The sequence below is a fragment of the Dermabacter jinjuensis genome (assembly GCF_902381725.1).
Classification (GTDB): domain Bacteria; phylum Actinomycetota; class Actinomycetes; order Actinomycetales; family Dermabacteraceae; genus Dermabacter; species Dermabacter hominis.
Map to the genome: position 1 here is coordinate 2259947 of NZ_LR698963.1, position 24053 is coordinate 2283999.

The window sequence follows — 24053 nt, forward strand, 5'->3', positions numbered from 1 at the left end:
TACCGAACAGAGAGGTTCTTATGAAAGCCCTTCGCAAGTCCGCCCCACAAAAGGGACTCGAGATCGTTGACATCCCGGAGCCGCAGGTCGGCCCCAACGATGTCAAAGTGCGTGTCATGCGCGCCGGTATCTGCGGCACCGACCTGCACATCCTCGAGTGGGATGCTTCCGCACAGGACATGTGCGATTCGGTCCCGTTCACGCCGGGCCACGAGTTCTACGGAGAGGTCACCGAGATCGGTGACGACGTCGTGGACGTGCGCGTTGGCGATCGCATCTCGGGCGAGGGCCACGTCGTGTGCGACATTTGCCGCAACTGCCGCGCGGGACGCCGCCACATGTGCATTCGCACGCGCTCGATCGGTGTGCAGCGCGATGGCGCGTTTGCCGAGTACGTCGTCATCCCGCAGCAAAACGTGTGGGTTCATCACAACGATGGTGGCGAAAAGGTCATCACGCCCGAGCTCGGCGCGATTTTCGATCCGCTCGGCAATGCCGTGCACACGACGCTTAAATTCCCACTCGTTGGCGAGGATGTTCTCATCACCGGCGCTGGCCCGATCGGGCTCATGTGCGCCGCCGTTGCTCGCCACGCCGGTGCACGCTACATCGCGATCACCGACGTCAAGGAGCACCGCCTCGCGATGGCAAAGGACATGGGCACGGATGCCCAGATTGACGTCTCGAACACGAGTATTCGCGACACGCAGGCGTCTCTCGGCATGCGCGAGGGCTTCGATGTCGGCCTTGAGATCTCCGGGCAGGCAAGCGCCCTCCAAGACATGATCGACAATATGAACCACGGCGGCAAAATCTCCATGCTTGGCCTGCCCTCGAAGCAGTTCGAGATCAACTGGACGACCGTCGTGACGCGCATGCTCACCCTCCAGGGCATCTACGGACGCGAAATGTTCGAAACGTGGAACGCCATGAACGCTATGGTGCGCACCTCGAAGATTCTTCGCGAGCGCGTGCTGTCGACCGTAACCGACGTGCTGCCCGCTGAAAAGTGGGCGGATGCCTACGCGCTCGCGCGCTCAGGCGAAGCTGGCAAGATCGTTCTCGACTGGGAAAACATTTAAGGAGTATCGATGTACACGAGCATGAAAGACGAGCTGACCGCGGAACTCAACGCCATTCGCGAGGCCGGAACGTACAAGAATGAGCGCCCGATTCTCACCCCGCAGTCGAATGCGGTCTCGGCTGCTTCCGCGCGCGATGCAGAAGGCCGCGACGTCCTGAACTTCTGCGCGAACAACTACCTCGGTCTCGCCGATCACCCCGAGCTCATCGCCGCCGCAAAGCGCGCCCTGGACGAGCGCGGATTCGGCATGGCGAGCGTGCGCTTCATCTGCGGCACCCAGGATCGCCACCTGGTCCTCGAACAGAAGCTGAGCGAGTTCCTCGGAACCGATGACACGATCCTGTTTTCCTCGTGCTTCGATGCGAACGGTGGCGTTTTCGAGTCACTCTTTACGAAAGAAGACGCCATCATTTCCGATGAGCTCAACCACGCGAGCCTCATCGATGGCATCCGCCTGTCGAAGGCCGCGCGGTACCGCTACAAGAACGCCGACATGGACGATCTTCGCACCCAGCTCGAGGCCGCGAAGGGCGCCCGCCGCACCGTCATCGTGACCGACGGCGTCTTCTCCATGGACGGCTACCTCGCTCCGCTCGACAAGATCTGCGACCTCGCCGATGAGTTCGGCGCGCTCGTGCTCGTGGACGACTCGCACGCCGTGGGCTTCATGGGCGAGACGGGGGCGGGCACCCCCGAGCACTTCGGAGTTTCGGATCGCGTCGATATCTACACGGGCACGTTCGGTAAGGCCCTCGGCGGCGCAAGCGGTGGGTACGTGTCGGCGCATCAGGAGATCATCGATGTTCTGCGTCAGCGCGCCCGCCCCTACCTCTTCTCGAACTCACTCGCGCCGGCGATCGTCGAAGCGACCATTACCGCTCTCGACCTCGTGAAGAATTCGGGTGAGCTTCGCACGAAGCTGTTCGAGAATGCGGAGCATTTCCGCAGCGCTATGACCGAAGCCGGGTTTGAGCTGCTCGAGGGCGAACACGCCATCGTCCCCGTGATGTTCGGCGACGCCGCCCTCGCGGGCCGCATCGCGGACCGCATGCTCGAGCACGGCGTGTATGTCACGGCGTTCAGCTACCCGGTCGTGCCGAAGGAGAAGGCACGTATCCGCGTACAGCTCTCGGCGGCCCACACGAGCGAGGATATCGATCGCGCCGTCCAGGCATTTGTCGCGGCTCGCGACGCCGAAAACTGAGTTTCCCATCGCCCTGAATTGCATAGGGGTTGTGGGGGTTTGACCCAAGCTCTCTCCCCCATTGCCCTGAATTGCACGGGGGCCACGGGGGTTTGACCTCCGACCACTCCCAATAGCGAAAGGCCCGGCATCTGAACTGGCCCCCGAAAGTTGGACTGGTTTAACTCTAGGCGGTTAGGGCTTCAAGGGGGGGGGTAAGTAGCAAAATGTGTGTCTGATTTTCGGGGTTCTTACTGATCAAACGGTATAAATCGGGCGTGTATAAGGTTTCGCACCTTATACACGCCCGATTCTGGTCCAATCCATCAGAACGGCATCCTCATGTGCTATCCGGGGGTTGGTTCGCTCCCAGGAAATCTTCCGGTGGTGCATGCGCTACAACACGCGCAGGCGGCACTCCTGGTGCAACCTTCTAGCCCCCGTTGACTTCCTAGCCCCCGTTGATTTCGAAGCGCTTAATTCAGCTACACTGACCCAAGCAGCATAGTTAGCCCCCGACGTGTCTACTTTCCAGGGGCCAGGCCCACCAGCACAACTAGGAGAACACCATGTCGAAGAAGCAGACCGTTCTACGCACCGGCCTCGGGACCCTGTTCATCGGAGCCGGCATCATCCAAGCCACTCACCGCGAATTCTTCACCGCCCTCGTCCCGGAACAGATCGCTGAACATGGCGACCGGGTGCAGGGCGCCGCGACCGTCGCCCTCACAGGGATCGGGGCGAGCTTCCTCATCCCGCCCCTCAATCCCATCGCTCGTTGGGCCGCGACCATCATGCTCGCCGGAACTCTTCCCGCTGCGATCGATCAGCTCCGCAACCCCGAAGTGACGGAGAAGCTCGGCATCCCGACCTCCGTCGTCGCACTCCGCATCCCAGCGCAGGTCCTGGTGATCATCGGCGCCTGGTACGCCACCCGCAAATCGAGGTAGCAACCTCCACGCGCGTCTGACCAAGAGCAATGGCAGCGGCTCTATAGCCCATGCCTTGCTCAAACAGTCCAACCAACTGCTCGCGCTGATGCTCACTCAGCGAACTCCGTGCTCTCAACGAAAACTACTCCCCACTAGTCAGTAACTGATTTCTCAGTCCAACTAATGGGGAGCAGTTCAATCCGTGCCGGGCCTTTCTCGTATCAGAACACCGGTTGAGGCCTAGGCCCCCGACCGTACTGTCCCGACGTTTGCTCAGTGTTCGTCGTAGTGGTCGCCGTGCTCCGCGTGGCGGTGGCCGTCGTGGATGTAGTCAACGTGGTCGTCGTGCTCGACAGCCTCGTGTCCGCAATCCTCGCCGTGCTGGTGATCGGCGACGGTGTGCTCAGCCTGCGACTGGTGCTCGTCGTAGTGGTCGCCGTGCTCTGCATGCAGGTGGCCGTCGTGCTTGTAGTCCACGTGATCACCGTGCTGGACTGCTTCGTGGCCGCAGCCTTCGCCGTGCGCGTGCTCCGTGGGGGTGTGTTCGGCTTTGTGGTCAGTCATGGCGTTCTCCTTCTTGTGCGTGCGCCAGTGCGTCGTGGATGACGTGGGTGACATGGGCATCGGCGATCGAATACCTCGTCGCTCTTCCCTCACGCTCCCCCTTCACCACGTGCACCTCGCGGAGTTTCCCGAGGTGCTGGGAGACGAGCGGTTGCGAGAGACCCGTGAGATCTACGAGCTCCTTGACTGTGCACCCGCGTTCAGCGAGGTGCAGCACGATCTCGAGACGCGAGGTGTTGCCAAGCGCCTTGAATACTCGTGCGGCGTGCTCAATCTGCATGCTGTCTTCCATACGACAATCACACCACATCCATGAGCATATTGCAATATGACTATTTATTGCGAACCGTTCCCACTCTCGCAATCACGCAACACCCGCGAGGAGCGTACACACCCCCACGGCAATTCCCGCCCACGCGGCCGCCCACAGCACCGAGGCAAAGGTCCCAATAATGAACAACTCCCCCACGCGAGCCGCCTCGCACCCTTCCTTCTCCGCACGCAGCTCCGGATACCGACCGAGCCCCTTCACGGCAAGCGCGACAGCGATACCCGTCGGGAAACCCGCAACGATCGAGACGTAGACAGCGATTCGCTCGAGAATGCCGATCCATCGCCCTCCCGGCAATTCCTTTTGCGCCCCCATGAGGGTGCCCTGCACGGCGGCGGCACGAGCCCCGCCTTCATCAATGCGCCGCAAAAGCGCGCGAATAACCTCATTGCCCGCCACGGCTCCACAGCCACACACAGTTAGCGCAAGCGCGCTCCACACAACCGTCACAACACCACCCGTTTAGGCATTTCCTACATTTGGGACGAATTAAGCTATTCTCTGCATATGGCACCAGTGAAGGATCAGGCTTACGCCGTCGCTGTCATCGGCGACATCGTCAACTCTCGCGATCACAACCGCACCGCGCTCCACGAACACCTCACCAGTGCGCTCAACGCGATTCAGACACCATCACACGAACGCCTCCACCCTACCGTCGGCGACGAAATCCAAGGCGTGTTCGCCACCCACGGCGACGCCCTTCGCGCCACCCACATCCTCAGGCTCCACCTTCGCGAGCATGACATCGACATTCGATTCGGAATCGGAGCCGGCGAGATCCGCATCATCGACGAAGGCGCCGGCATCCAGGACGGCTCCGCCTGGTGGGCCGCGCGCGAGGCCCTTGAGCGCACAGAAGAACTCGCCCAAACCTCCGGGTTCTCAGGTATACGCACCGGGCTCAGTGCAGCAACCTCGGAAAATACAAAGTCCGACGGTCGCCGGGCAACCGTCGGAACACAAGCCCCGCAAGGCCACGACACGCCCCCGCCCGAAGCGCTATGCCACTTGATCGACGCACACGTGAGCGCGCTCAAGGGGGGCGCCTGCGGAAGCTTACGCGGAATCCTCGAGGGCGAATCAAACGGCGATACCGCGGCGCGCCTCGGCATCTCTCCGAGCGCCAACACGCAGCGCATCATGCGCAACGACCTGCGTCCGCTCGCCGAGGCAATGCGCGCGACGTGGCTATCAAACGCCCCCGCTACACGGCCCGAGCGCTAACGAGGGAAGACACGAAGGCGCCGGAACGCTCTACCGCAGGGCGTCGCGCACCTTGACGAGCATCGCCATTGCCGCTTCAGCCTGCTTCCCCGCCACGATTGGATTATCGGCAAACGTCGCGAAGCCGCAGTCGGTATTCAGGAGCACTCGATTCTTGCCGAACATCTTCACTGCGGTACGCCCGCGCTCGAGCACAGCTTCGAAGGTTTCATCCTGCGGTGCCTTCTGGTTGAAGATGCCGATACCGATGCGCTGGTCTTCGCGCAGGCCCGTCAGATGCTCCCAGTCCCCGGCGCGCGGCGTGCATGTTTCCACAATGACGTTGCCGATCGGCACGGATGACAGGAGCGGGAGCAAAGGCGCGTAGTCTCCGGAAAGTGCCTTGGACTCATCGGGGGTCCAGTTGCCACGGCACACGTGAATACCCAGGCGATCGGCAGGAAAGCCCTCCGCTACCTGCGCAATCAGATCCCGCGCAAATTCCAGCTCCGGCTGCACTGCTTTACGCTCACCGAGCGCCCCGCACATGAATGTACGACCGCCGCCACCTTCGTTGCCGTAGACCACTTCGCTAAGCACGGGCTCGTCAATTTCCACCAACGCAACGCCTGCGGCGAGAAGCTCGGCGATTTCCTCCCGCAGAATCCGGACCACGTCGGTGGCGAGGGTTTCCCGATCGGGGTAGGCGCGATCGGAAACGCACTCCATCCACATGGTGCGAGTGAGGAGGTAAGGGCCGGGAAGATCCACCTTCACCGCGCGATCGGTGATGGTCTTCAGGTATTGGGCTTCATGCACAGCAAGGGATCTGTCACGGCCGAGCGGCCCGAATACCGCCGGGTGGCGAACCTCCCCTGCCGGCACATCGAGGGCGCGCAGCTCACGTTCAAACTGCACCGGATCATCAACGTACGGCAACAGATCCGTGATGGGGATGAGCTGACAGTTCTGCAGCAGACCCCCAACGAAGCTGGAATAGTTATCGCGGCGCATTTCACCGTCGGTGACGACGTCGACGTCGGCGCGTTCTTGCGCTGCCACGACAAGCTGCACGGCGTCATCAGCGGTAGCGTCAAACTCCTCCTGGGAGAGCCGGCCTTCCAGATGCTCATGCAATGCGCGAATCAGCCACGACGGCCGCGGCCAGCTGCCCATAGTGTGCACGGCCAGGGGCTCGAGCGCGGGCGCCGCAGCAGGCTCGGGAAGCTCGGCAGGAATATGTGGCGTGACCACTTCCTGCGTAATCGCCATTTGCGGGCGCTTACGGGGTTTCTTTCCTTTGCCTGCCGCGGGCACGAGTGCCTCGGGGGTGTTCTCCTGCTGAGGCATGCTCGCTGCGCCGTCGTAGGCACCCTTGCACACCAAGAACCGCCACTGGGTGAGTTCGCGCCCCTGAAACTGCACGGTCGTGGTCGTCGTATCGACCAGGTCATTCCCGGTCATACTGCACCAGCTAGGCAAGTCGACCTCTACCGTGGAATCCACGGAGGCGATCTCCAGGAACTTTCCCGGATCCAGGGGATCCAGATGTTTGCGGATCAGCAACAGCAGTCCGTTGCCACAATCCAGATCTCCACCGTCAAAACTGGTGTGGCCTTTCAAGCCGTCTTTGAAGGTGGCCGGGGTGAACTCTTGAGCGTTCGTCATGGCGGTATTCGAGTAGCAGCCGTCAGTAGCTCACGCAGCTAGCGCCCTGAGACATGTACTCGACGAGCTTCGCGCCGCCGACGATCGTCGCGCCGTTGATGAGCTTGCCTTCGTCCAGTCCACGCTTCTTGTAGCACGGCGAGCACACCCAGATCGTGCCGCCAGCTTCGGCGTAGTTGGTGATCAGTTCCTTGAGCGGCGCGAAGCCCTCCTCGTGAAGGTCATCGGCGTAGCCTTCTTCAGCGAGCCGCGCCCCCTCGGAGGAGAGGAACACGACGGTTTCCTGATCGGAGGCGATCGAGGCATTGGCGATAACGAAACCCACGGTCGCCTTGTCAACATCGTCTTTGGCGTGGGTGATGCTCACACAGATCTTGGACATGTCAGGAATCCTTTCGTCGGATCAAAAACCGCGGCGGCTGTGCCACGGCAAGAGTGTGCCCGGTGAGACTGCACCAGGCGGGGATGTCGATGATCGCGCCTTCGTCGGTGGCGATCAGCTCGAAGATTTCTCCCGGATTCAGGGCGAGCATTCGCGAGCGAAGCTTCATGACAAGCTCGCCGCAGCCCAAGTCCTCGGCGTCCCATCTATCTGCAATAGCGAGATCCGCGGAGTTGCTCATATGCATGCCTTTTCACCCAATGGACAAATCTAAAGGTGTTGTAGTCATACACACCACTGGCTCCACCATATCAACGCAGGCCAGAACCGGCTTGCCCAATCCACAAAGCAACAAAAAGGGCGCCCACTTTGCATAGTGGGCGCCCTCATCGTGGAGCCGGCGGGAATCGAACCCGCGTCCGATAGTGCGAAGCCAGGGCTTCTCCGGGCGCAGTCCGCGAAATCGTTTTCTCAGCCCCAGCGCTCACACGGACACGTCGCTGACGGGCTCAGTCACTCTAAGGTGTTCACCCAACCCCGGTGACCAGGGTTGGTAGCAGTGGCCCTCTAGATGATGGACAGGTCAGATCGAAGGCAATCCCTGACGGTCCAGACTGCTGTCGCTGATCAGGCAGCGAGAGCGAAGTCAGTGCGCTTAGGTTCGGCACTTATTGTTTTCCAGGGAGCGTTAGCGAGATAACCCTGGATCCTCGGCCCGCTTCCCCTGGCTGGACAACTACCGTCGAAACCGATCGACCCCGTATCGGGTGGCAACGCCCGTAAACGGAACGTGCCAGATAATCTGCACCCGCAACTGCGGGTGGGATGCGTGCCTGATTCGCACACCCTATTCGATTATCAAAAATCTGTTGCACCTTCCGGCACAGCAGTTCAGTATACAGCTTTCAACGCCTACCGCCAAGGGCTCTATTCCCGAGGGCAAGCGTCGGCCCCTTCGCCACCGCGGAACCTGGCGTGCGGGCGGTTCCGACGCTAGCTGAGCATCTCCCGCCGCCTCATCGCGCGTTGAGCCTCGCGAGCATCCTGCTTTTCGCGCAGGGTTTGGCGCTTATCCCACTCTTTCTTGCCGCGAGCAAGCGCGATCTCGACCTTGGCGTGCGAGCCGAGAAAGTAGATCGATAGGGGGATGATCGTGTACCCCTTTTCGCGAGTCTTATTCATGAGTTTCAGGATCTCGCGTTTGTGCAACAGGAGCTTACGTTTGCGGCGCGCCGCGTGATTCGTCCACGTACCCCGTACATACGGAGCGATGTGCACGGCATCCATCCACACTTCGCCGTTGTCGATATAGCAGTAGCCATCAACGAGAGACGCACCGCGCTCGCGCAGCGACTTCACCTCGGTGCCCTGGAGGACCACGCCGGCCTCCCACGTCGCATCGATGTGGTAGTCGTGGCGCGCCTTTTTATTCGAGGCGATAAGCTGCTTTTTTCGCTCCGGCGCTACGGGCGCCTGCTTCTTTCCAGCCTTCGTGGCCACGTTCATCCCTCCACAGCTGCTGACACATTGACCGCCTAGTATCCCACAAATTTGCGGGGGTCGAGCGCCGTGCCGTCAAGGTGCGTCTCGAAATGTAGGTGACAGCCAGTCGAGGCTCCCGTGGAACCAACGTAGCCCACGGTCTGCCCGGCCTCGATCCGCTGGCCGGCAGAGACCGCGAACCCCTGAAGGTGGTGATACGAGGTCGTGAGGATCTGACCGTTATACAGGCCATGGCTCACGATGACTTTGTTCCCGGCGCCGCTGTTGTGAGTCGTCGCAAGAACCTTGCCCGCAGCCATCGCCCCCACGGGAGTCCCGCATGCCGCCGCATAATCCATACCCTTGTGGAGCTTGCGCGTGTGGTACACGGGGTGGAACCTATAGCCAAACATTGAGCTGCGGCGCGCCGAAACGGGATCGCGGAAGCCACCCGACGATGCGCCACCGCCGCTCTCAGGCTTCGGCTCGGGGATTCTGCGGGGCTTTCGCCGCTCGCGCTTTGCCCGGCGCTTTTCCGCCTCGCGAGCCTCGCGCGCCTCCCGAGCCTTCCGCTCCTGCTCGCGTTGGCGCGCAAGCGCTTCCTGACGCTCTTTTTCGATGAGCTGCTGAATGTCTGTTTCGAGAGTGCTCGACTCAGATTCGAGCGCCGATTCCGACGCTCGATACTTGTCCTTGAGCGTTTCGAGGTTCGCCGCCTGAGATTTCTGCGAAGCGTAAAGACCATCGAGGTCTTTCTTTGCCTGCGCCGCTTCGCTCTCAGCCTGGCGGCGCTCGGCGACCGCAGCCGCTGACTTCTTCTTGAGGTCCTCGATCTCGGCACGGATCGCCTCAAGCCGGTCCGCGGAGTTCACATTCGTGGCTTGCTGACCGCGAAGATCCGTGAGCTTCGCGCCTTGCGCTTGAAGCGTGAGGCGGTAGTTCATCGTTCGATCGACCGCGTCCTGCGGATCCTCCGAATTCAAGAAAATCGACGCGGGATTGGGAGCACCCGTGCCTTTATACGCCTCGATAGAGGCCCGTGAGACGTCCTCGTTCGACTGCGAAATCTTTTGCTGGCCACTTTCGACGGCCTGCCGGATTTCACTCTCCTCGGCTTGCGCGGCCTCGAGCCGCTTCGCCTGTCGGGCGTCCTCAGCTTTCGCCGCCTCGAGCGCGGAGCGCGCGGAGTCGAGGCGTGCCTGCGCATCGGGAATCCTCGCCTCAGTTTCGGCAAGGGCGAGGTACGCGTCGGCAAGCTCCGTGTCAACCTCGTTGAGATCCTCGCGCAACGCTGCAAGCTTTTCGTCGACGCTCTTCTTTTGTTTCTTCTTGTCGTCGATATCGTCAGCGAGCACATAGTCGTGCGAAAAAATGCCCGACGAGGCTAGGCCGAGAACGGCAGCGAACGACGCACCTTTCACGAGTGCGCGTCGAGAAAGAAAATTCATTTTCCCCTCACCATTCGACATATCCAGAACCTGCCTACACCTTCAAATAGCGGTTGAGCGAAACGACGGACGAGCCTATCGCGAGAATAGCACCGAGCGCGAGCAAAATAGGCCCTACCCACAAAAGGTCCGACATCGTCATGTGGATGAGATCAGCACCGAGAGTCGGAGCGAGCCAGCCCTCCACAAGATATTTAATAGCGAGCGAAAGTACACCGGTAGCCAGCGCTCCGCCGATCAGTGCGGCAACAGCGCCCTCCAGAAGGAATGGCAAGCGAATAAAGATATTGCTCGCGCCTACAAGGCGCATAATCGCAATCTCACGCCTTCTATTCGCCACCGACATACGGATCGTCGTCGCAACGAGGAGCACCGCCGCTACCAGCATGACGACAGCGAGAGAGATCGCAAAGACAGTTGATTGATTCAAGATCGAAATAAACGGTGCATATACCGCGAGAAGATCGGACACCTCATCGACGCCCTCCCTCCCCTGGAAGAAATCCACGACAGCGCTTGAGCGCTCCGCCTCCACAAGCGTGATGTGGAAACTCACCGGCATATCTTCGGCAGTGAAATCCTGCGCAAAGCTCTCACCGCCAAACTGGTCGCGGTATACCTCGAGAGCTTCCTCTTGGGAGCGCTCATCCACGGACGCGATATACGGGCCCAAAATATCGCCCTTGAGCGCCTCACGGACCTCGGCAATCTGTGCGTCCGTCGCAGCGCCGCCGGCACATGATGTCGCCGTCGAATGCGGAGAACACATATAGACGCTAATTTGCGAGTTCTTCACGAGGATGTCTTGAAGCGCGACAATCTGCTTCTGCATGAGAAGCCCCGCCCCCACGAACGTGAGCGAAACCGCGGTCACAATCACGACGGAAATCACCATCGCCATGTTGCGACGAAGCCCTCCGAAGCTTTCTTTAAGGATGTAGCGAAGCCTCATGCGAGTTCATCCTCCTCGCCCGAATCCGAATCCTCGAAGGCACGATCGAAGTCTCCCACGCGCTCGTCACCGCTCGCGGTTTCGTCAAACTGCTCGAAAGCTACGTCGGACGCGCGCACACTTCCTCCGGTCGCAGAGTCCGACGGCTGCCACTGACCCACTACCTCACCATCGGGTACCGCACCCGAGATCACGCTCTCATCTGAGGATCCTCGATAGTGGCCGCGCGTCTCATCGCGCACAACGTGTCCATCGACGAGCTCGACGACGCGCTTGTTCAAGCGATTCACTGCTTTCTCGTCGTGAGTAGCCATGAGAACGGTCGTTCCGCGATCGTTGATGTCTGCGAGAAGATCCATAATCCCCTTGGCCGTTTCCGGATCGAGGTTGCCCGTTGGCTCATCGGCAAGAAGGATCGTGGGCCGATTCACGTACGCACGCGCAATGGCAACACGCTGCTGCTCGCCACCAGACAGCTCATGCGGAAGCCGTTTTCCTTTGTCTGCCAAGCCCACCATGTCGAGAACCTCGGGCACGAGCTTTTTCACCACTCTGCCCGGAGTCCCAATGACCTGGAGCGCAAACTCCACATTCTGGAACGCCGTCTTCGAGGGCAGCAAACGGAAGTCCTGGAACACCATCCCGATTTCACGGCGGAGCCGGGGAACTTTCCAGCTCGACAGACGCGAAAGGTCCTTGCCCGCCACAAAAATGGAACCAGAGGTCGGATTAGTTTCCTTCAAAATGAGCCTGAGCATTGTCGATTTTCCCGAGCCTGAAGCCCCAACGAGAAAAGCGAATTCGCCACGCTCAAACTCGATCGACAGATCAGTGAGGGCGGGCGCGCTCTTACGCTGATATGTTTTCGTCACGTGTTCGAAACGAATCACAGGCTCATCCCATCTGGGCGGGTCGACAGCTCCCCTCGAGATGTCCGCGGGCACTACGAGGGTCAGTACCCGTCAACCCTAACCACGCCCCACCTAAAATCTTTGGATTCAAGCCGGTCACACGGGTCACGTTTTCCTCAAGAATTCGTCAAGAGGTGCTAGAGACTGCGCACTGAGCCTCGCACCCATGTGAGCTCAGCAAGCGTCGGCCCCGTGCGGGTACGGGCTGAGCTCTACCCCGGCGAGTTAGTCCTCCGTGCGTGCCTGTTCGACGCGCCAGCGGATACCGGCCTCGATAAAGCCATCGATATTGCCATCAAACACCGAGGTGGGATTGCCTTCCGAGTACTCCGTGCGCAAATCCTTCACCATCTGGTACGGGTTCAGGACATAGGAGCGCATCTGGTCGCCCCAGCTCGCCTTGATATCGCCGGCGAGCTCCTTACGCTTGGCGTCTTCCTCTTGCTTCTTCAGGAGCAGGAGTCGCGACTGAAGCACGCGCAGAGCCGCGGCACGGTTCTGGATCTGCGACTTCTCGTCCTGCATCGAAACGACAATGCCCGTGGGGATGTGAGTCATGCGCACGGCCGAATCGGTCGTGTTCACGCTCTGGCCACCCGGACCCGACGAACGGAACACGTCGATCTTGAGTTCATTCTCGGGGATCTCGATGCTGTCGGTCGTTTCGATGAGCGGGATCACCTCGACTGCGGCGAACGAGGTTTGACGGCGCCCTTGGTTGTCGAACGGGGAAATACGGACGAGGCGGTGCGTCCCGCCCTCGACGCTGAGCGTTCCATACGCGTATGGCGCACTCACTTCAAAGGTGACGGACTTGAGACCGGCCTCCTCCGCATACGAGGTGTCCATGACTTTGGTGGGGTACCCCTTGTGTTCAGCCCACCGCAAGTACATGCGCAGCAGCATCTCGGCGAAGTCCGCGGCATCGACACCACCGGCGCCCGCGCGAATCGTCACGACCGCGTTGCGCTGATCGTATTCACCGCTCAGCATCGTGCGAACCTCGAGCTCGTCAAGCGCTTTACGAATCGCGGAAAGTTCCTTTTCAGCGTCCTCGGCAAACTGGGCATCGCCTTCTTCCTCGCCAAGCTCGACCATAACCTCGAGGTCGTCGATGCGACTCGACAGTTCGCTGACGCGGCGCTTCTCCGCCTGCGCATGCGAGAGATCGGACGTGACTTTCTGAGCCGCCTCCGGGTCATCCCACAGATCGGGGGCGGCCGCCTGCTTCTCGAGGTCGGCGATCCTGGCGGTCAGCGCATCAAGATCGGTGACCTTCTCGATCGATTCGAGGGTGGAACGCAGGTGGGGAATCTCGGCAGAAAAATCAGAACTCACAAACATCCACTCTACGCTACGCACTCACCGCACGACAGGGACGCGACGCTCGCGCCCGGGACAATGCGGTCCGCTACACACCAGCATCGGCGGTCCGCACTAGTGCGCATGCGCCGATGAGTCCACGCGCACAACGATGGGAGAGTCGAGCGCACGAGAAATCCACCCCACGAGCGGCGGGTGCACACGCGCTTCGAGGGACAGCCTCACCTCACCATTCGGCGAGAGGGCAAGCGCTGTAATGTCCATATCGCTCACGCGAGAAAACTGGTGCGGGTACTGCGCGAGATAGGCAGAGGCACGCTCGCGCGCTTCGGCCTCGGTGGGAATACGTGGGTCACCCGCGTCATCGTAGAGCCTGTTTTCGCTCGCTCCCCCCGCTGCGTAAAGGGCCGCGCCATCCGCCACGAACTGAACGCGATTGCGGTCGATCTCGACACCGGTCACGGCAATGCCGAACGCAATCACCATCAAAACCACGACGCTGACGCCTATCGTCAAGACGCTGGCGTTGCCGCGCTCCCCTCTGCATCGCGCCAGGCGACGCTTTCGGATCATGACGTGCCTCCTTCAGCAATCAACGCGTGTCGGCCTTTCACGTCGACGATTGAGGAGTCCAGACCGATCACTCCGAGCCCGGGAATAGGCGCCGCGAGGCTCACCTCCACCGAAACGACCTCTCCGGCAACCGGACATGACGCCGACTCGCACGACACTTCGATGTCCCGGGCCTCTACCTCGACACCGTAGTCGCGCTCTACCTCGGCCACGATGCCCGCGATGCGTTCCTCGCGCCCCTCGGCAAGATCATGGACCGAATACACCCGTGCGATCTGCCGCGCGAGGGTGTCGGCGGCGAATGAGGCGGACTGCACGGAGGCACACGTGAGCAGGAGATATACGAGTGGAATGAGGAGGATGACGGATAGTCCAGTGAACTCGACGACCGCGTTCCCCGATGCATCCCTCAACCGACGCGACGTTCCCTTCGCGACGGCGCCCAGCCTAGAGAGCATCCTCATCCACCGCATGTCCCACGACGTGCAATGCGTTGCTCGGTCCGAAAAATCCGATGAGCGGCAGGGCCGCGTGGATTTCTATCTCAATCACACCCGCATGCTCGCGCGCTTCGACGTCCACGTCACCGAGTTGTTGAAACCGAGCAGAGGCTAGTTCTGAGGCCCGTGCGAGGCCGTCGCTCGGATCGTTGCCGAGCAACGCCCCGTGGTACGCCGACTGTACGGCGATGTCCGTGAGTCCATTGCGCACGTGAAGGAAGAGGGCAAGCTGGAGGAGGCTCAGGCCAAGCGCTACCACGAGTGCCGCGATGAGGGGGAACTCCACGACCGCGTTGCCTCGTTCTTCGCGCAGGCGCCGATGCAATCGGCGTATACGCATGCGCACGCTACTCGGTGAATTGGCTCATGGCCTGGTTGAACAAGCCCACGAGGGCATCGGAGGCCACGGCCCATAGAGCTACGACGATGCCGGCCGTCATGAGGGTGATGAGGACCCACCCGGGAACGTCTCCGCGTTCACTGGCCAGGCGCTCGCGCGCCGCGAAGAAAGCTCGAACGCCCGCACGGGAGATGCGCTCACGCAGCGGGGTCCGGGCGGTGGCATTGTCAATCAAGGTTGAGCGGTTAATGGACACGGGGTTCTCCTTCGGAATGAGGTGGGATACCAAAATTGCAAAATGCGGGGCCATGCTTGTCATAGCCCCACCTGGAGTGCGGTGATGCCGGGGAAGACCGCAAACACAATGACGAGCGGCATGAGGAGGAAGACGACGGGCAGAAGCATGTACACCTCGCGCCGCCCTGCGCTCTCCATCAAGGTCCGCTTCGAAAGCTCGCGGGCATCTTGCGCTTGCGCGCGCATGACATCTGCGAGTGGGGTGCCTCGTTCGAGGGCGACGGCAATGGTTTCCGCGAACCTCGAGAGGGAGTCGAGCGGGGAGCGGGTCCCAAGACTGATAAGTGCGTCCTCGAGACTCGCTCCCGCGCGGATCTCGGAGACTGCAATCGCCAGTTCCCGCGAAAGCTCTCCCTGAGAGGTGCGCGCGACTCTCTCCATTGCCGCGATTGGCCCTTCCCCTGCTGAAATCGCGAGGGCCAGTAGATCGGCAATAGTGGGGAATTCGCGCGCCATTGCCTGCTTCCGCGACGAAATCGCGCTCGTGAGGAGGTAGTCGCGCACGAGCGGTGCGGTCACGCTTGCGATCACGACAAGTGCGAGGAGCGCAATGAGCGGCGCTCGCTCGAGCGCGAACAGCCCCATCCCGAGGGCAGCGCTCGCCACGAACGCCACTATCGCCCAGGTAAACTGCTGAATTCTGAAATCGCGATAGGTGATCCGGCCGCCCGCGAGCGCAAGACGCTTCTCGATTTCACGTTGGCTCCCGAGCGCCCGCGCGGCAAAGGCGCGCACGCTCTCGAGAAACGGGCCCACGCTAGCGTCAATCACGGGATACACCCGTGCACTGTTCTCGAGAAAACCGAGTGCTCCACGTGCGCTGCCCCGTTTAATGTAAGGACTGACGCGAGCTTCAACTGACCGAGGTCGCCGCCACGGATTCTCGAGGATCACGAGAGCGAGGCCAAGGCCGAAAAGTGCGCCGAGGGTGCACCCCAAAATGACGATCGTGAGGGTATTGTCGCGGATGATCATTTGCGCAGCACCCTCTCGTCTTGCGGCAAGCGCGCGAGCGCGAGCATGAGGCGATAAGCGAAGAACGACACGAGCGCACCAGCGATGATGAGCATGCCGCCGGCGGTGGAGTCGTAGGCCTCTGCGGCTTCGGGACGCAGAATCATGAGCCCGAGCACCACCCACGGGGCGATTAGGGCGAGCTTCGCCCCGTTGACCGTCCAGCTCTGCCTCGCTTCGAGCTCGGAGCGCACGCGCGCATCTTCACGAAGGAACGATGACAGGGTGCGGAGAAGCGTACCGAGATCGGTTCCGCCCACGTCTCGCGTAATGCGCAGTGCCTCGATGATGCGATCCGCAACAGGGTCACTCAATCGCGCCTTGAGTCGATCGAGGCTGTAGGAGAAATCGCCGGTGGCGTGGTATTCCCTCGCAAATTCACCGAATGACGAACGCAGTTGCTCGGGCCCGCGATCGGCGAGTTGGGCAAGAGATTCGGGCAGCGAGAGCCCCGCGCGGACAGCCGATCCCACGAGGTCGATTACCTCCGGCCATACTTCGCGGAGGTTTTCTTGCCGTCGCCTCGCCAGTGCTCGCAGCGCCCATGCGGGGAAAAGGCTTCCGCCGACCCCTGCAGCGACGCTCGGGATCATCGCGGTGCTGAGCCCTAAACTGAGGATGAAAGCCACGCCACCGGTGAGCACCGACGCAATAAGAAGGTGATGCGGGCGTGCGTTCGAAAGCCCGATCCGGGCGAAATCGTCGCGGATTCGCTGCTCAATACGGGTACGCGAGCCCACCCGAACCGGTCTCCTCGCTTCACGGGGCCAAAACGCTGACCAGATCGTCACGAGCCCGAGGCCGAAGAGAGCTCCAGCAGCAAAGCCCGGGATCATCGCTTGTCTCCAAGGAGGGTCGATAGCGAGAAGCCGGCTCGTTCGAACCGTTCGGGGTGCGGCGGGTATGCGTCGCCTCTGCATAGCCGGCCGCGACGGAACTCGAAGATGTGTCCGAGCTCGACTACGGAATCTTCGACTCTCCCCGGAACAGCGACGATCTCTCGCACTCGACGGGTGCCATCGTGAAGGTGATCGAGGTGGACGACAAGATCGATTGCGTTCGCGACGGTAGGCGTCACGAACGAGCCGCTGACATTTTCGCCCGCGAGCAACGGGAGCGTGCACAGCTTGGCGATCGTGTCGCGGGCGGAGTTGGAGTGAATGGTGGCCATCCCTGGAAGCCCACTGTTAAGCGCGATGAGCATGTCGAGCGACTCGGCCTCGCGAACCTCGCCAACGATTATGCGGCTGGGGCGCATACGCAGCGCCTCCTTCACAAGGCGACGCATCGTAATTTCGCCGACGCCTTCGAGGTTCGGCTGCCGGCACTGCATGCCCACGACGTCCCGTGCCGAGATATTGAGCTCGAATACTTCCTCGATCGTCACGATCCTTTCGCGCGGGTAGACGGCCGAGCCGAGGCAACTGACCATCGTCGTTTTACCTGCGCCTACGCTCCCGGAGACGATGATGTTGAGCCCTGCCTTTACGCTTGCGTCGAGGAAGTCGGCAGCTTGCTGCGTGAGGGACCCTAACGCGACGAGGTCTGCGAGGGAGTGTGCTTTTGAGATGAACTTTCGGATGTTGACGGACCAGTGCTTGCGCGTGACATTCGGGATCACGGCGTGAAGGCGCGCACCGCTGGGGAGAAGTGCGTCGACGAATGGTGTACTGAGGTCAAGGCGGCGACCCGTTTGCGCAAGCATTCGTTCGACGAGCCCGCGAACTTCGCCGGCCGAAAGCACGAGTGGGGTCAATTCGCTGACGCCGTGCCGGTGGACGAAGATTTCGCTCGGCGAGTTGATCCAGATTTCTTCGATCTCCGGATCGTCGAGGAACGTCTGCAAGGCACCGAAACCTCCGATGCGTGCGGCCACTTCCCCCACGGCCGACTCGCGCTCACGCAACGCAGGGACTTCACCACGGGCAGCTTTGGCGTCGTACTCGTTGACGACTGTGGCGATGAGGTCATCGAGTGACGACGATGTCGCATCGAGACCCTGCTCGCGAATCGCTTGGCGAGCTTCGGCCTCGATGATGCCGAGTGCGTCGTGCATGGGTTCCCCCCCCCTTATGCAATCGTGGCGCCTGCTCAAGGCTCCCCGTGCCCCGTCCCCCTGGGGCTTTCTGTCATCTTTGTACCAGAGTTTGAGGGCACACGAAACGCTGTTCGGCAATTGTGGATAAGTATTCCTGGGTTATCCAGACTGCGGGTGCGTGTGCGGTGCGGCATACGTGCAGATCGGCCGTATAGACTCGCGTCGTCCCGTTCCCCGTCCCAGAGGATGACCGCATGGCAACGCGCCTTTCCACCCGCGATACCGCGGCCGAAGCAAAGATGTCGAAGACCGAATGGACGTACGCGGCTAAGCGCACTCTCACGGAATTCTCTAGAGCGGGCGGAACGGACCTCGCCGCTCAGCTCACGTACTTCATCGTCCTCGCCATCGCCCCATCCCTCCTGGCCCTCTTCTCGCTCGCTGCACTCGTACTAAGCGGTTTCCAAGACGAAATCGTCGGGCTGATTACCGATGCAGTAGCGAAGTCGAACATTGCGAAGGGCTCGGGCGATCTGAGCGGCCCGATCGAATCCACACTCAAATCTCTCCTCGGGTCGACCTCCTCAGGCACGATCGCTCTCATCATCGGTATCGTGACCGCCCTGTGGTCGGCTTCGGCGTTCGTCAAGGCATTCTCGCGAGCCTCCAACAAAATTTACCGGGTGGAGGAGACCCGCGGCCCCGTCAAGTTCAACCTCTCGATGCTCGCGGTCACTGCCGCACTCATCGTGGGAATCCTCCTGCTCTTCATTTCCATGTTGCTCAACCAAAGCATGGTCGACTCCCTCTTTGGACCCATTTTCTCGGCGATCCAGATGCCGGATCTTCTGTCCTTCCTCACCGACACCTTTATCCCGATTTGGGCGTGGGTGAAGTGGCCGTTCATGCTCGCACTTTTGTTCGCTGTCGTGTCGCTGCTGTACTGGGCGACACCGAACCTTGAGCACAAGTACCGTTTCATCTCGCCGGGTGGAATTTTCGCCATCGTGGGCATTGCCCTCGCGCTCGTTGCCCTCAGCATCTACATGTCGACCGCGGCGAGTTACTCGAGCTACGGCGCCATCGGTGGCGTCATGGCAATCCTGTTCGTCCTGTGGGTCGTGAGCATCGTGCTCATTCTCGGCGCGGCGTTTGACGCCGAGGTTTTGCGCGGCCGCCAGCTCGCCGCTGGTATGCCCGCCGAGGACGGTTTCGAACTTCCAAGTCGAGGCGCCGAACCGCCCACCAAAGCCGACCTCAAATACGCCAAGATCGTTGAGGAAGGTCGCGAAATCCGCGTCGGCAACCTCTACAAAAACCAAGGCAACTACACGGCGACATTCGCGGGTGAGGACGCGCTTCGCAAGGGCGACGAGGATGTCTTCTCCGTTTCCGAAAGCGACGAGTCATCGGGTGAGGAGCCCGCGGCTTCAACCACCGAGGACAGCGCGCGCGACGCGCAGGATTAGGCTGCGGCGTCGCCATGTGCGGGCGTTTCGCGTTTTTCCAGGAGATCGAGCCGCTTCTCGATGACATCGGCGCCCTCGATCGCGCCGATCCGCACCTGGCGGCGCGCTACAACATCCCTCCCACGACACCGATCTATGTCGTGACCGAGGGGGTCGAACGCGATACCGGCACGCTCACGAGAGCTGTGCGTACCGCCCATTGGGGCCTCGTCCCACGGTTCGCAAAAGACCTCTCGTTCTCCGCGAAAACCTTTAACGCGAGGCGAGAAACTCTCAGAGAAAAGCCAAGTTTTCGCGGCTCCCTTAGCCGCTATCGCGCTCTCGTTCCCATGAACGGCTACTACGAATGGCAATCGGGACCGAACGGGAAAAACCCGCACTACCTCCACGATCCGCACGCCCCACTCCTCTATGCAGCCGGCCTCGTGTCATGGTGGAAAGATCCTGCGCGGCCAGAAGCCGAATGGCTGCTCACAGCGACGATCATTACGAAAGCGGCCGAGGGACAACTCGAACGAGTCCATTCCCGCATGCCCGTTTTCCTCAACCCCGAGAGCCGCGAAACTTGGCTCGGTTTCGAGTCTTTCGCAACGGGGAACGACGCCCATACCTGGATCAATGGCTCTGAAGGGCAGCTCCCAGCTCAAGCGCTTGAAGCCTACCAAGTGGGAAACGACGTTGGAAACGTGACGAACGAGGGCGCCCACCTCATTGATCGGCAGAATCCGACGCCTGCCTAGATCCGTCGGCGGCTTAGTCTTCGTCGGCGATAAAGAGCTCGCGATCGGGTCGATTCTCAGGGCGTATGAGAAGAACGAACAGCGCAATCGCGAGGGCGAGCGCAGTAAAGCCAGCCCAAAGGAGACCTCCACGGATGAGGCTTCCCCCAATCAGCGCCTGAAAAAGCTGCCATGTCACTCCAAAGCTCACGCCGTAGCGACCGCGTTTCATGAGCGAACGCGCGGCAAGCGCGACCATCAGGGCGAAGATCCCTAGACATGCGGTGAGTCCCACGGCGAGCGTTGAGAGTTTCGGGGACTGAGCGGGGAGCGTCACGAGGGCATAGAGCGCAGCGGCGAGAAGCAGGAGCGCCTCGACCACGAGAAGCGCAGCGCTCACGCGGCGCAGCGGGTGCGTGGGGCGTTGAGATTGCGCCTTGGAACCGGGGGCACCGCTAACGGAAGTCATGCCCCCACCCTAATGCCCGGTACGCCGTGTGGCCGCCGCTGGCAAGATGCAGGCGGTGTGGAAAAGATAACGAGGGATCTTCTCGCTAGATCCTTGTCCATTAGCGACGTTGCCAGGAACAATGGAGTACTACATCGCTTCGACACCACCGTGTTAGAGGCGATATGCATTGATGTCGAGGCCCACTGGGCCACACGCCATTGTGACCCCACTACGGTCACGATGCACTGGAAAGAGAGAGTGACCCGATGGATTGGCGCCACCGCGCTGCATGCCTCACCGAAGATCCCGAGCTTTTCTTCCCCATCGGGAATACGGGACCGGCGATCACCCAGATCCAGGAAGCCAAGGCCGTGTGCCAACGCTGCGAGGTCATGAACATCTGCTTGAAGTTCGCGCTCGAATCCGGCCAGGATTCCGGCGTGTGGGGCGGCCTTTCCGAAGATGAGCGCCGCTCGCTTAAGCGCCGCACCGCGCGAGCGCGACGCGTCGCCTAACGGCCACTACACACAGGCGTATTTTTCGAACCGTATCCAGCGGCGTTACTGCCGCGAGGTACAGCCGCGTCAACTCTGGACTTGCCCTCCCCACTCCTTAGCGTGAGATCGGGTCGAGATACACATCAATCGTGGCGCGCGTGCCACCGTCGGGCCTATTCTCCCAGGTGAGAACGCCACCAAGCTCCCCCTGCACGAGTGTTTGCGCGATGTTCGTGCCGAGTCCCTCGGGCCTGCTGGGCATCCCTTTGCCGTCGTCGTCGACGTCAATCACGAGATGGGTTCCGCTCCGCTCGCTCGTGATCGTGAGGTTTCCTCCGGTTTCCGAAAGTCCGTGTTCGACGGCATTCGTGGCGAGCTCCGTCAAGACAAGCGCCAGCGGGGTCGCCTCCTCCGCGCGTACGAGCCCTGCCTTGCCAACCTTGTGAGTCGTGACCGTAACCTGCCCGATGCCGCTCGCGTGGTCACCGTCATGCACCGTTGCCGAGGCGGCATCGACCGCGAGGCGCAGGCAGCGATCGATCACGTCGTCAAGCAAAACGGTCTCTTCGCTGCCCTGCAGGAGGGATTCGTGAACCAGTGCGATCGTCGAGACGCGCCTCATCGCCTCAAGTAACGCGTCCTTCGCCTCGTCGGACTTCATGCGCCTCGATTGCAAGCGCAAAAGCGCAGCGACCGTTTGCAAATTGTTCTTGACGCGATGATGAACCTCGCGGATCGTCGCATCCTTAGTCATCAACTCTTTTTCGCGACGGCGCACCTCGGTCACGTCGCGTACGAGAATGATGGCCTCCGTTCGCTGCCCCCGGCGCGTGATCGGGATCGCGCGCAGTGACAGGATCCCGCCTTTTGCCTGCATGTCGACGCGCCACGCAGCGCGCCCCGTCAACACCAGTGGAAGCGACTCATCGACGGGAATTCGAGATTGCAGATCGGCGGTCGCGAGCTCCGCGAGGAGAGACCCCACCATGTCTCCCTGCATCCCGCAGCGGTGGAAGGCGGAAAGTGCGTTCGGAGAGGCGGCCTTTACGACGCCTTCGCTATCGACCGACACCCAACCATCACCCACACGGGGAGCCCCTCGGCGGGGCGGAACGGGCGCCCCTTTAATGGGGAACGCCCCCTCCCCCATCATGAGCAGCAATTCTCGGCCAAGCCGATGCTGCTCCACTTCCGCGGCGGCGAGTCGCGCATCGGCGGGCGATGTAAACGATTCGATCGACACGATCGCGAGGACCACGCCCTTGCGACGAACGGGGGCAAAGCGCACGAATGCGGGGCGAGACTCGCGCTCGACCGTCACGAATGTGTCGACATCGTCGACGCCTGCTCCCGCATTGTCATAGGCCGCGAGTAGCTCGGGCCAATCCTCACGCGTGTAGACACTCGAGATCGGGTCCTCGAAATACACCGTACTGCCATTGGCCGGGCGTGAATGCGCGGTCGCGCACATCCCCTCTTCGCGCGGCACCCACAGCACGAGATCGGAACCCAGCAGGTCCGAGACGACCTGCCAATCACCGAGGAGAAGCTGGAGCCACTCAACCTCGGGCCTCGGCGTTTCATCGTCATAGGTAAGCACGTTGTTCACGGTGGGAGCCATATCTCAAGCCTACTGCCTCACGGCTTGAGTCCGGCACCGCGCACACGCTCGTCTCGCCGCGCGCCGCTAGTCTTAGGTCAACACCAGATGTGAGGAGACGACAGTGAAAACACTCCACGACACCATCGACTACAGCGCGAGCGTCGAGCGCGTCGCACGCTTCTACGCGAGCAGTGAGCACGCAGCTGAGCGTGCGCGAAGGCTCGGCGTGAACGATACGCACGTGGATGTCCAGGGCAATCCCGACGGCGCCTTCACCACGACGATCCAGGCGACTGTGCCACGCGAGCAGATCGGCCACGACAAGTTCAGCCGTTTCCTGCCCGGGCGCCTCGACGTGACCATCGTGCATGACTGGGACGCTCCCGACGGCGGCTCCCGGACGGGGCGCCTACGCGCGACGGTCGCCTCTCTTCCGGTCGACCTTTCGGCGGACTTTACTCTCAGCGGCAGCGGCGACGGCTCGCGCATGAGCATCGAGGCAAACCTCAGCGTAAAAATTCCCCTCGTGGGAGGCGCAATCGAAAAGGCCGCACTCGAAGCAGCGGGCGATGCCTTCGACACCGAGGAAGCATTTGCCAACGACGTCCTCGCAAACGAGCGCTAGGCTTCGAGGAACTCCCTGACGGCGCTGGCTTCGCTCGCGTCGAACCACAACACATCGGGAGCGTAGGGGTCGTCGGCAACCTCAGCGGCCGAATTCTGGGTGATGAGATAGGCCCGTAGCGGCACCGTTATCGCCTCGCTCTTAAGGAGGTGCGACCACTCGCCAACGTCGGCCGAGGCGTCGCTCTCGAGTGCGCGATCGGGAAGGTCAAACGCTGCGATCGCAATCCGGCCCTCGCTTCTGTGCGCGTGGGCGAGGGACAGGATGCATTCACACATCGCCTCGAATTCGCGCTCTTCGGCTTCATCACCAGCGAGCCCCTTAGTCGCCGAGGCCGGCACACCCCACACCCGCGCGCCTGCGGGAAGGTCGAACGTCGGGACCGTCATATCGAGAACGCTCGTATCTCCCGCGAGCGCATCCACAGGGCAGAACACGCGCATGTGCCTCTCCTTGGCTAG

29 protein-coding genes and 1 other RNA gene are annotated in these 24053 nt (G+C 61.4%); 8 read left to right on the forward strand and 22 right to left on the reverse strand.

Annotated features, from left to right (window positions below; translation table 11 throughout):
* The first annotated feature begins 20 nt into the window (after positions 1-20).
* From tdh to FXY94_RS10160, 3 genes are all read left to right on the forward strand, one after another.
* Positions 21-1082 (forward strand): L-threonine 3-dehydrogenase, encoded by a 1062-nt coding sequence (gene tdh / locus FXY94_RS10150; protein ID WP_016664961.1) that lies wholly within the window; start codon positions 21-23, stop codon positions 1080-1082.
* A gap of 9 nt (positions 1083-1091) precedes the next feature.
* Positions 1092-2288 (forward strand): glycine C-acetyltransferase, encoded by a 1197-nt coding sequence (locus FXY94_RS10155; RefSeq protein WP_016664962.1) that lies wholly within the window; start codon positions 1092-1094, stop codon positions 2286-2288.
* A 548-nt stretch (positions 2289-2836) separates the two neighbouring features.
* A complete protein-coding gene (locus FXY94_RS10160; RefSeq protein WP_016664963.1) occupies positions 2837-3217 on the forward strand; it encodes a hypothetical protein in 381 nt (126 codons plus the stop codon).
* 255 nt (positions 3218-3472) lie between these two features.
* On the opposite strand, the gene FXY94_RS11055 is transcribed toward FXY94_RS10160, so the two are convergent.
* The 3 genes from FXY94_RS11055 to FXY94_RS10175 all read right to left on the reverse strand — a co-directional run bounded on the left by FXY94_RS11055 (position 3473) and on the right by FXY94_RS10175 (position 4493).
* Positions 3473-3763 carry a hypothetical protein gene (locus FXY94_RS11055; protein WP_016664964.1) on the reverse strand — a complete coding sequence of 97 codons (291 nt, stop codon included), beginning with the start codon at positions 3761-3763 and terminating at the stop codon, positions 3473-3475.
* The gene (locus FXY94_RS10170) at positions 3756-4043 is read right to left on the reverse strand and encodes an ArsR/SmtB family transcription factor (RefSeq protein WP_016664965.1); all 288 of its coding nucleotides are present in this window, start codon (positions 4041-4043) and stop codon (positions 3756-3758) included. Before FXY94_RS10170 ends, FXY94_RS11055 begins: the two co-directional genes overlap by 8 nt.
* An 84-nt stretch (positions 4044-4127) precedes the next feature.
* Positions 4128-4493 (reverse strand): hypothetical protein, encoded by a 366-nt coding sequence (locus tag FXY94_RS10175; RefSeq protein WP_232049707.1) that lies wholly within the window; start codon positions 4491-4493, stop codon positions 4128-4130.
* A gap of 108 nt (positions 4494-4601) precedes the next feature.
* Here FXY94_RS10175 and FXY94_RS10180 point away from each other — a divergent pair, with 108 nt between their 5' ends.
* Positions 4602-5321, forward strand: coding sequence for a SatD family protein (locus tag FXY94_RS10180; RefSeq protein WP_016664967.1), 720 nt, complete (start codon positions 4602-4604; stop codon positions 5319-5321).
* Between the two features lie 30 nt (positions 5322-5351).
* On the opposite strand, the gene FXY94_RS10185 is transcribed toward FXY94_RS10180, so the two are convergent.
* The 16 genes from FXY94_RS10185 to FXY94_RS10260 form a co-directional block, all read right to left on the reverse strand.
* Entirely contained in the window at positions 5352-6968 is a 1617-nt protein-coding gene (locus tag FXY94_RS10185; RefSeq protein ID WP_016664968.1) for a hypothetical protein, read from the reverse strand.
* 22 nt (positions 6969-6990) lie between these two features.
* A complete protein-coding gene (locus FXY94_RS10190; protein WP_016664969.1) occupies positions 6991-7350 on the reverse strand; it encodes a DsrE family protein in 360 nt (119 codons plus the stop codon).
* A gap of 1 nt (position 7351) precedes the next feature.
* The gene (locus FXY94_RS10195; protein ID WP_016664970.1) at positions 7352-7591 is read right to left on the reverse strand and encodes a sulfurtransferase TusA family protein; all 240 of its coding nucleotides are present in this window, start codon (positions 7589-7591) and stop codon (positions 7352-7354) included.
* Between the two features lie 148 nt (positions 7592-7739).
* Positions 7740-8110, reverse strand: a transfer-messenger RNA (tmRNA) gene (ssrA, locus tag FXY94_RS10200).
* A gap of 233 nt (positions 8111-8343) precedes the next feature.
* Positions 8344-8850, reverse strand: coding sequence for an SsrA-binding protein SmpB (gene smpB, locus FXY94_RS10205; protein WP_016664971.1), 507 nt, complete (start codon positions 8848-8850; stop codon positions 8344-8346).
* A 35-nt stretch (positions 8851-8885) separates the two neighbouring features.
* Positions 8886-10280, reverse strand: coding sequence for a M23 family metallopeptidase (locus tag FXY94_RS10210; protein ID WP_016664972.1), 1395 nt, complete (start codon positions 10278-10280; stop codon positions 8886-8888).
* Positions 10281-10314: 34 nt separating this feature from the next.
* A complete protein-coding gene (ftsX, locus tag FXY94_RS10215; protein ID WP_016664973.1) occupies positions 10315-11232 on the reverse strand; it encodes a permease-like cell division protein FtsX in 918 nt (305 codons plus the stop codon).
* Positions 11229-12122 carry a cell division ATP-binding protein FtsE gene (ftsE, locus tag FXY94_RS10220; RefSeq protein ID WP_016664974.1) on the reverse strand — a complete coding sequence of 298 codons (894 nt, stop codon included), beginning with the start codon at positions 12120-12122 and terminating at the stop codon, positions 11229-11231. The genes ftsX and ftsE overlap by 4 nt, the downstream gene beginning before the upstream one ends.
* A 246-nt stretch (positions 12123-12368) precedes the next feature.
* Positions 12369-13487, reverse strand: a complete 1119-nt coding sequence (prfB, locus tag FXY94_RS10225) for a peptide chain release factor 2 (RefSeq protein ID WP_040386594.1) — start codon at positions 13485-13487, stop codon at positions 12369-12371.
* A gap of 93 nt (positions 13488-13580) precedes the next feature.
* On the reverse strand, positions 13581-14039 hold the full coding sequence (locus FXY94_RS10230; RefSeq protein ID WP_016664976.1) for a pilus assembly protein TadG-related protein: 459 nt from the start codon (positions 14037-14039) through the stop codon (positions 13581-13583).
* Entirely contained in the window at positions 14036-14497 is a 462-nt protein-coding gene (locus FXY94_RS10235; protein ID WP_016664977.1) for a hypothetical protein, read from the reverse strand. Before FXY94_RS10235 ends, FXY94_RS10230 begins: the two co-directional genes overlap by 4 nt.
* Positions 14487-14879, reverse strand: a complete 393-nt coding sequence (locus FXY94_RS10240; RefSeq protein ID WP_051120722.1) for a hypothetical protein — start codon at positions 14877-14879, stop codon at positions 14487-14489. The genes FXY94_RS10235 and FXY94_RS10240 overlap by 11 nt, the downstream gene beginning before the upstream one ends.
* Before the next feature lie 7 nt (positions 14880-14886).
* Entirely contained in the window at positions 14887-15135 is a 249-nt protein-coding gene (locus FXY94_RS10245) for a hypothetical protein (protein WP_369707160.1), read from the reverse strand.
* A 59-nt stretch (positions 15136-15194) separates the two neighbouring features.
* Positions 15195-16151, reverse strand: a complete 957-nt coding sequence (locus FXY94_RS10250) for a type II secretion system F family protein (protein WP_016664980.1) — start codon at positions 16149-16151, stop codon at positions 15195-15197.
* Positions 16148-17026, reverse strand: coding sequence for a type II secretion system F family protein (locus tag FXY94_RS10255; RefSeq protein ID WP_016664981.1), 879 nt, complete (start codon positions 17024-17026; stop codon positions 16148-16150). The genes FXY94_RS10250 and FXY94_RS10255 overlap by 4 nt, the downstream gene beginning before the upstream one ends.
* Positions 17023-18246: a CpaF family protein gene (locus tag FXY94_RS10260; protein ID WP_016664982.1), complete on the reverse strand. Its 1224-nt coding sequence runs from the start codon at positions 18244-18246 to the stop codon at positions 17023-17025. Before FXY94_RS10260 ends, FXY94_RS10255 begins: the two co-directional genes overlap by 4 nt.
* A gap of 236 nt (positions 18247-18482) precedes the next feature.
* Here FXY94_RS10260 and FXY94_RS10265 point away from each other — a divergent pair, with 236 nt between their 5' ends.
* Both FXY94_RS10265 and FXY94_RS10270 read left to right on the forward strand, forming a co-directional pair.
* The gene (locus FXY94_RS10265) at positions 18483-19697 is read left to right on the forward strand and encodes a YihY/virulence factor BrkB family protein (protein WP_016664983.1); all 1215 of its coding nucleotides are present in this window, start codon (positions 18483-18485) and stop codon (positions 19695-19697) included.
* Between the two features lie 14 nt (positions 19698-19711).
* Complete coding sequence (locus tag FXY94_RS10270) at positions 19712-20437, forward strand: SOS response-associated peptidase (RefSeq protein ID WP_016664984.1); 726 nt, start codon at positions 19712-19714, stop codon at positions 20435-20437.
* Between the two features lie 13 nt (positions 20438-20450).
* On the opposite strand, the gene FXY94_RS10275 is transcribed toward FXY94_RS10270, so the two are convergent.
* Complete coding sequence (locus tag FXY94_RS10275; RefSeq protein ID WP_016664985.1) at positions 20451-20885, reverse strand: hypothetical protein; 435 nt, start codon at positions 20883-20885, stop codon at positions 20451-20453.
* A 248-nt stretch (positions 20886-21133) separates the two neighbouring features.
* On the opposite strand from FXY94_RS10275, the gene FXY94_RS10280 reads away from it, so the two are divergent.
* Positions 21134-21382, forward strand: coding sequence for a WhiB family transcriptional regulator (locus FXY94_RS10280; protein WP_016664986.1), 249 nt, complete (start codon positions 21134-21136; stop codon positions 21380-21382).
* A 97-nt stretch (positions 21383-21479) separates the two neighbouring features.
* On the opposite strand, the gene FXY94_RS10285 is transcribed toward FXY94_RS10280, so the two are convergent.
* A complete protein-coding gene (locus FXY94_RS10285) occupies positions 21480-22985 on the reverse strand; it encodes a sensor histidine kinase (RefSeq protein WP_016664987.1) in 1506 nt (501 codons plus the stop codon).
* 103 nt (positions 22986-23088) lie between these two features.
* Between FXY94_RS10285 and FXY94_RS10290 the strand changes: the two genes are divergently transcribed.
* Positions 23089-23592: a DUF2505 domain-containing protein gene (locus tag FXY94_RS10290; protein ID WP_016664988.1), complete on the forward strand. Its 504-nt coding sequence runs from the start codon at positions 23089-23091 to the stop codon at positions 23590-23592.
* Here the strand turns inward: FXY94_RS10290 and FXY94_RS10295 are convergent.
* Positions 23589-24035, reverse strand: a complete 447-nt coding sequence (locus tag FXY94_RS10295; protein ID WP_016664989.1) for a hypothetical protein — start codon at positions 24033-24035, stop codon at positions 23589-23591. The genes FXY94_RS10290 and FXY94_RS10295 overlap by 4 nt on opposite strands.
* Positions 24036-24053: the final 18 nt, after the last annotated feature.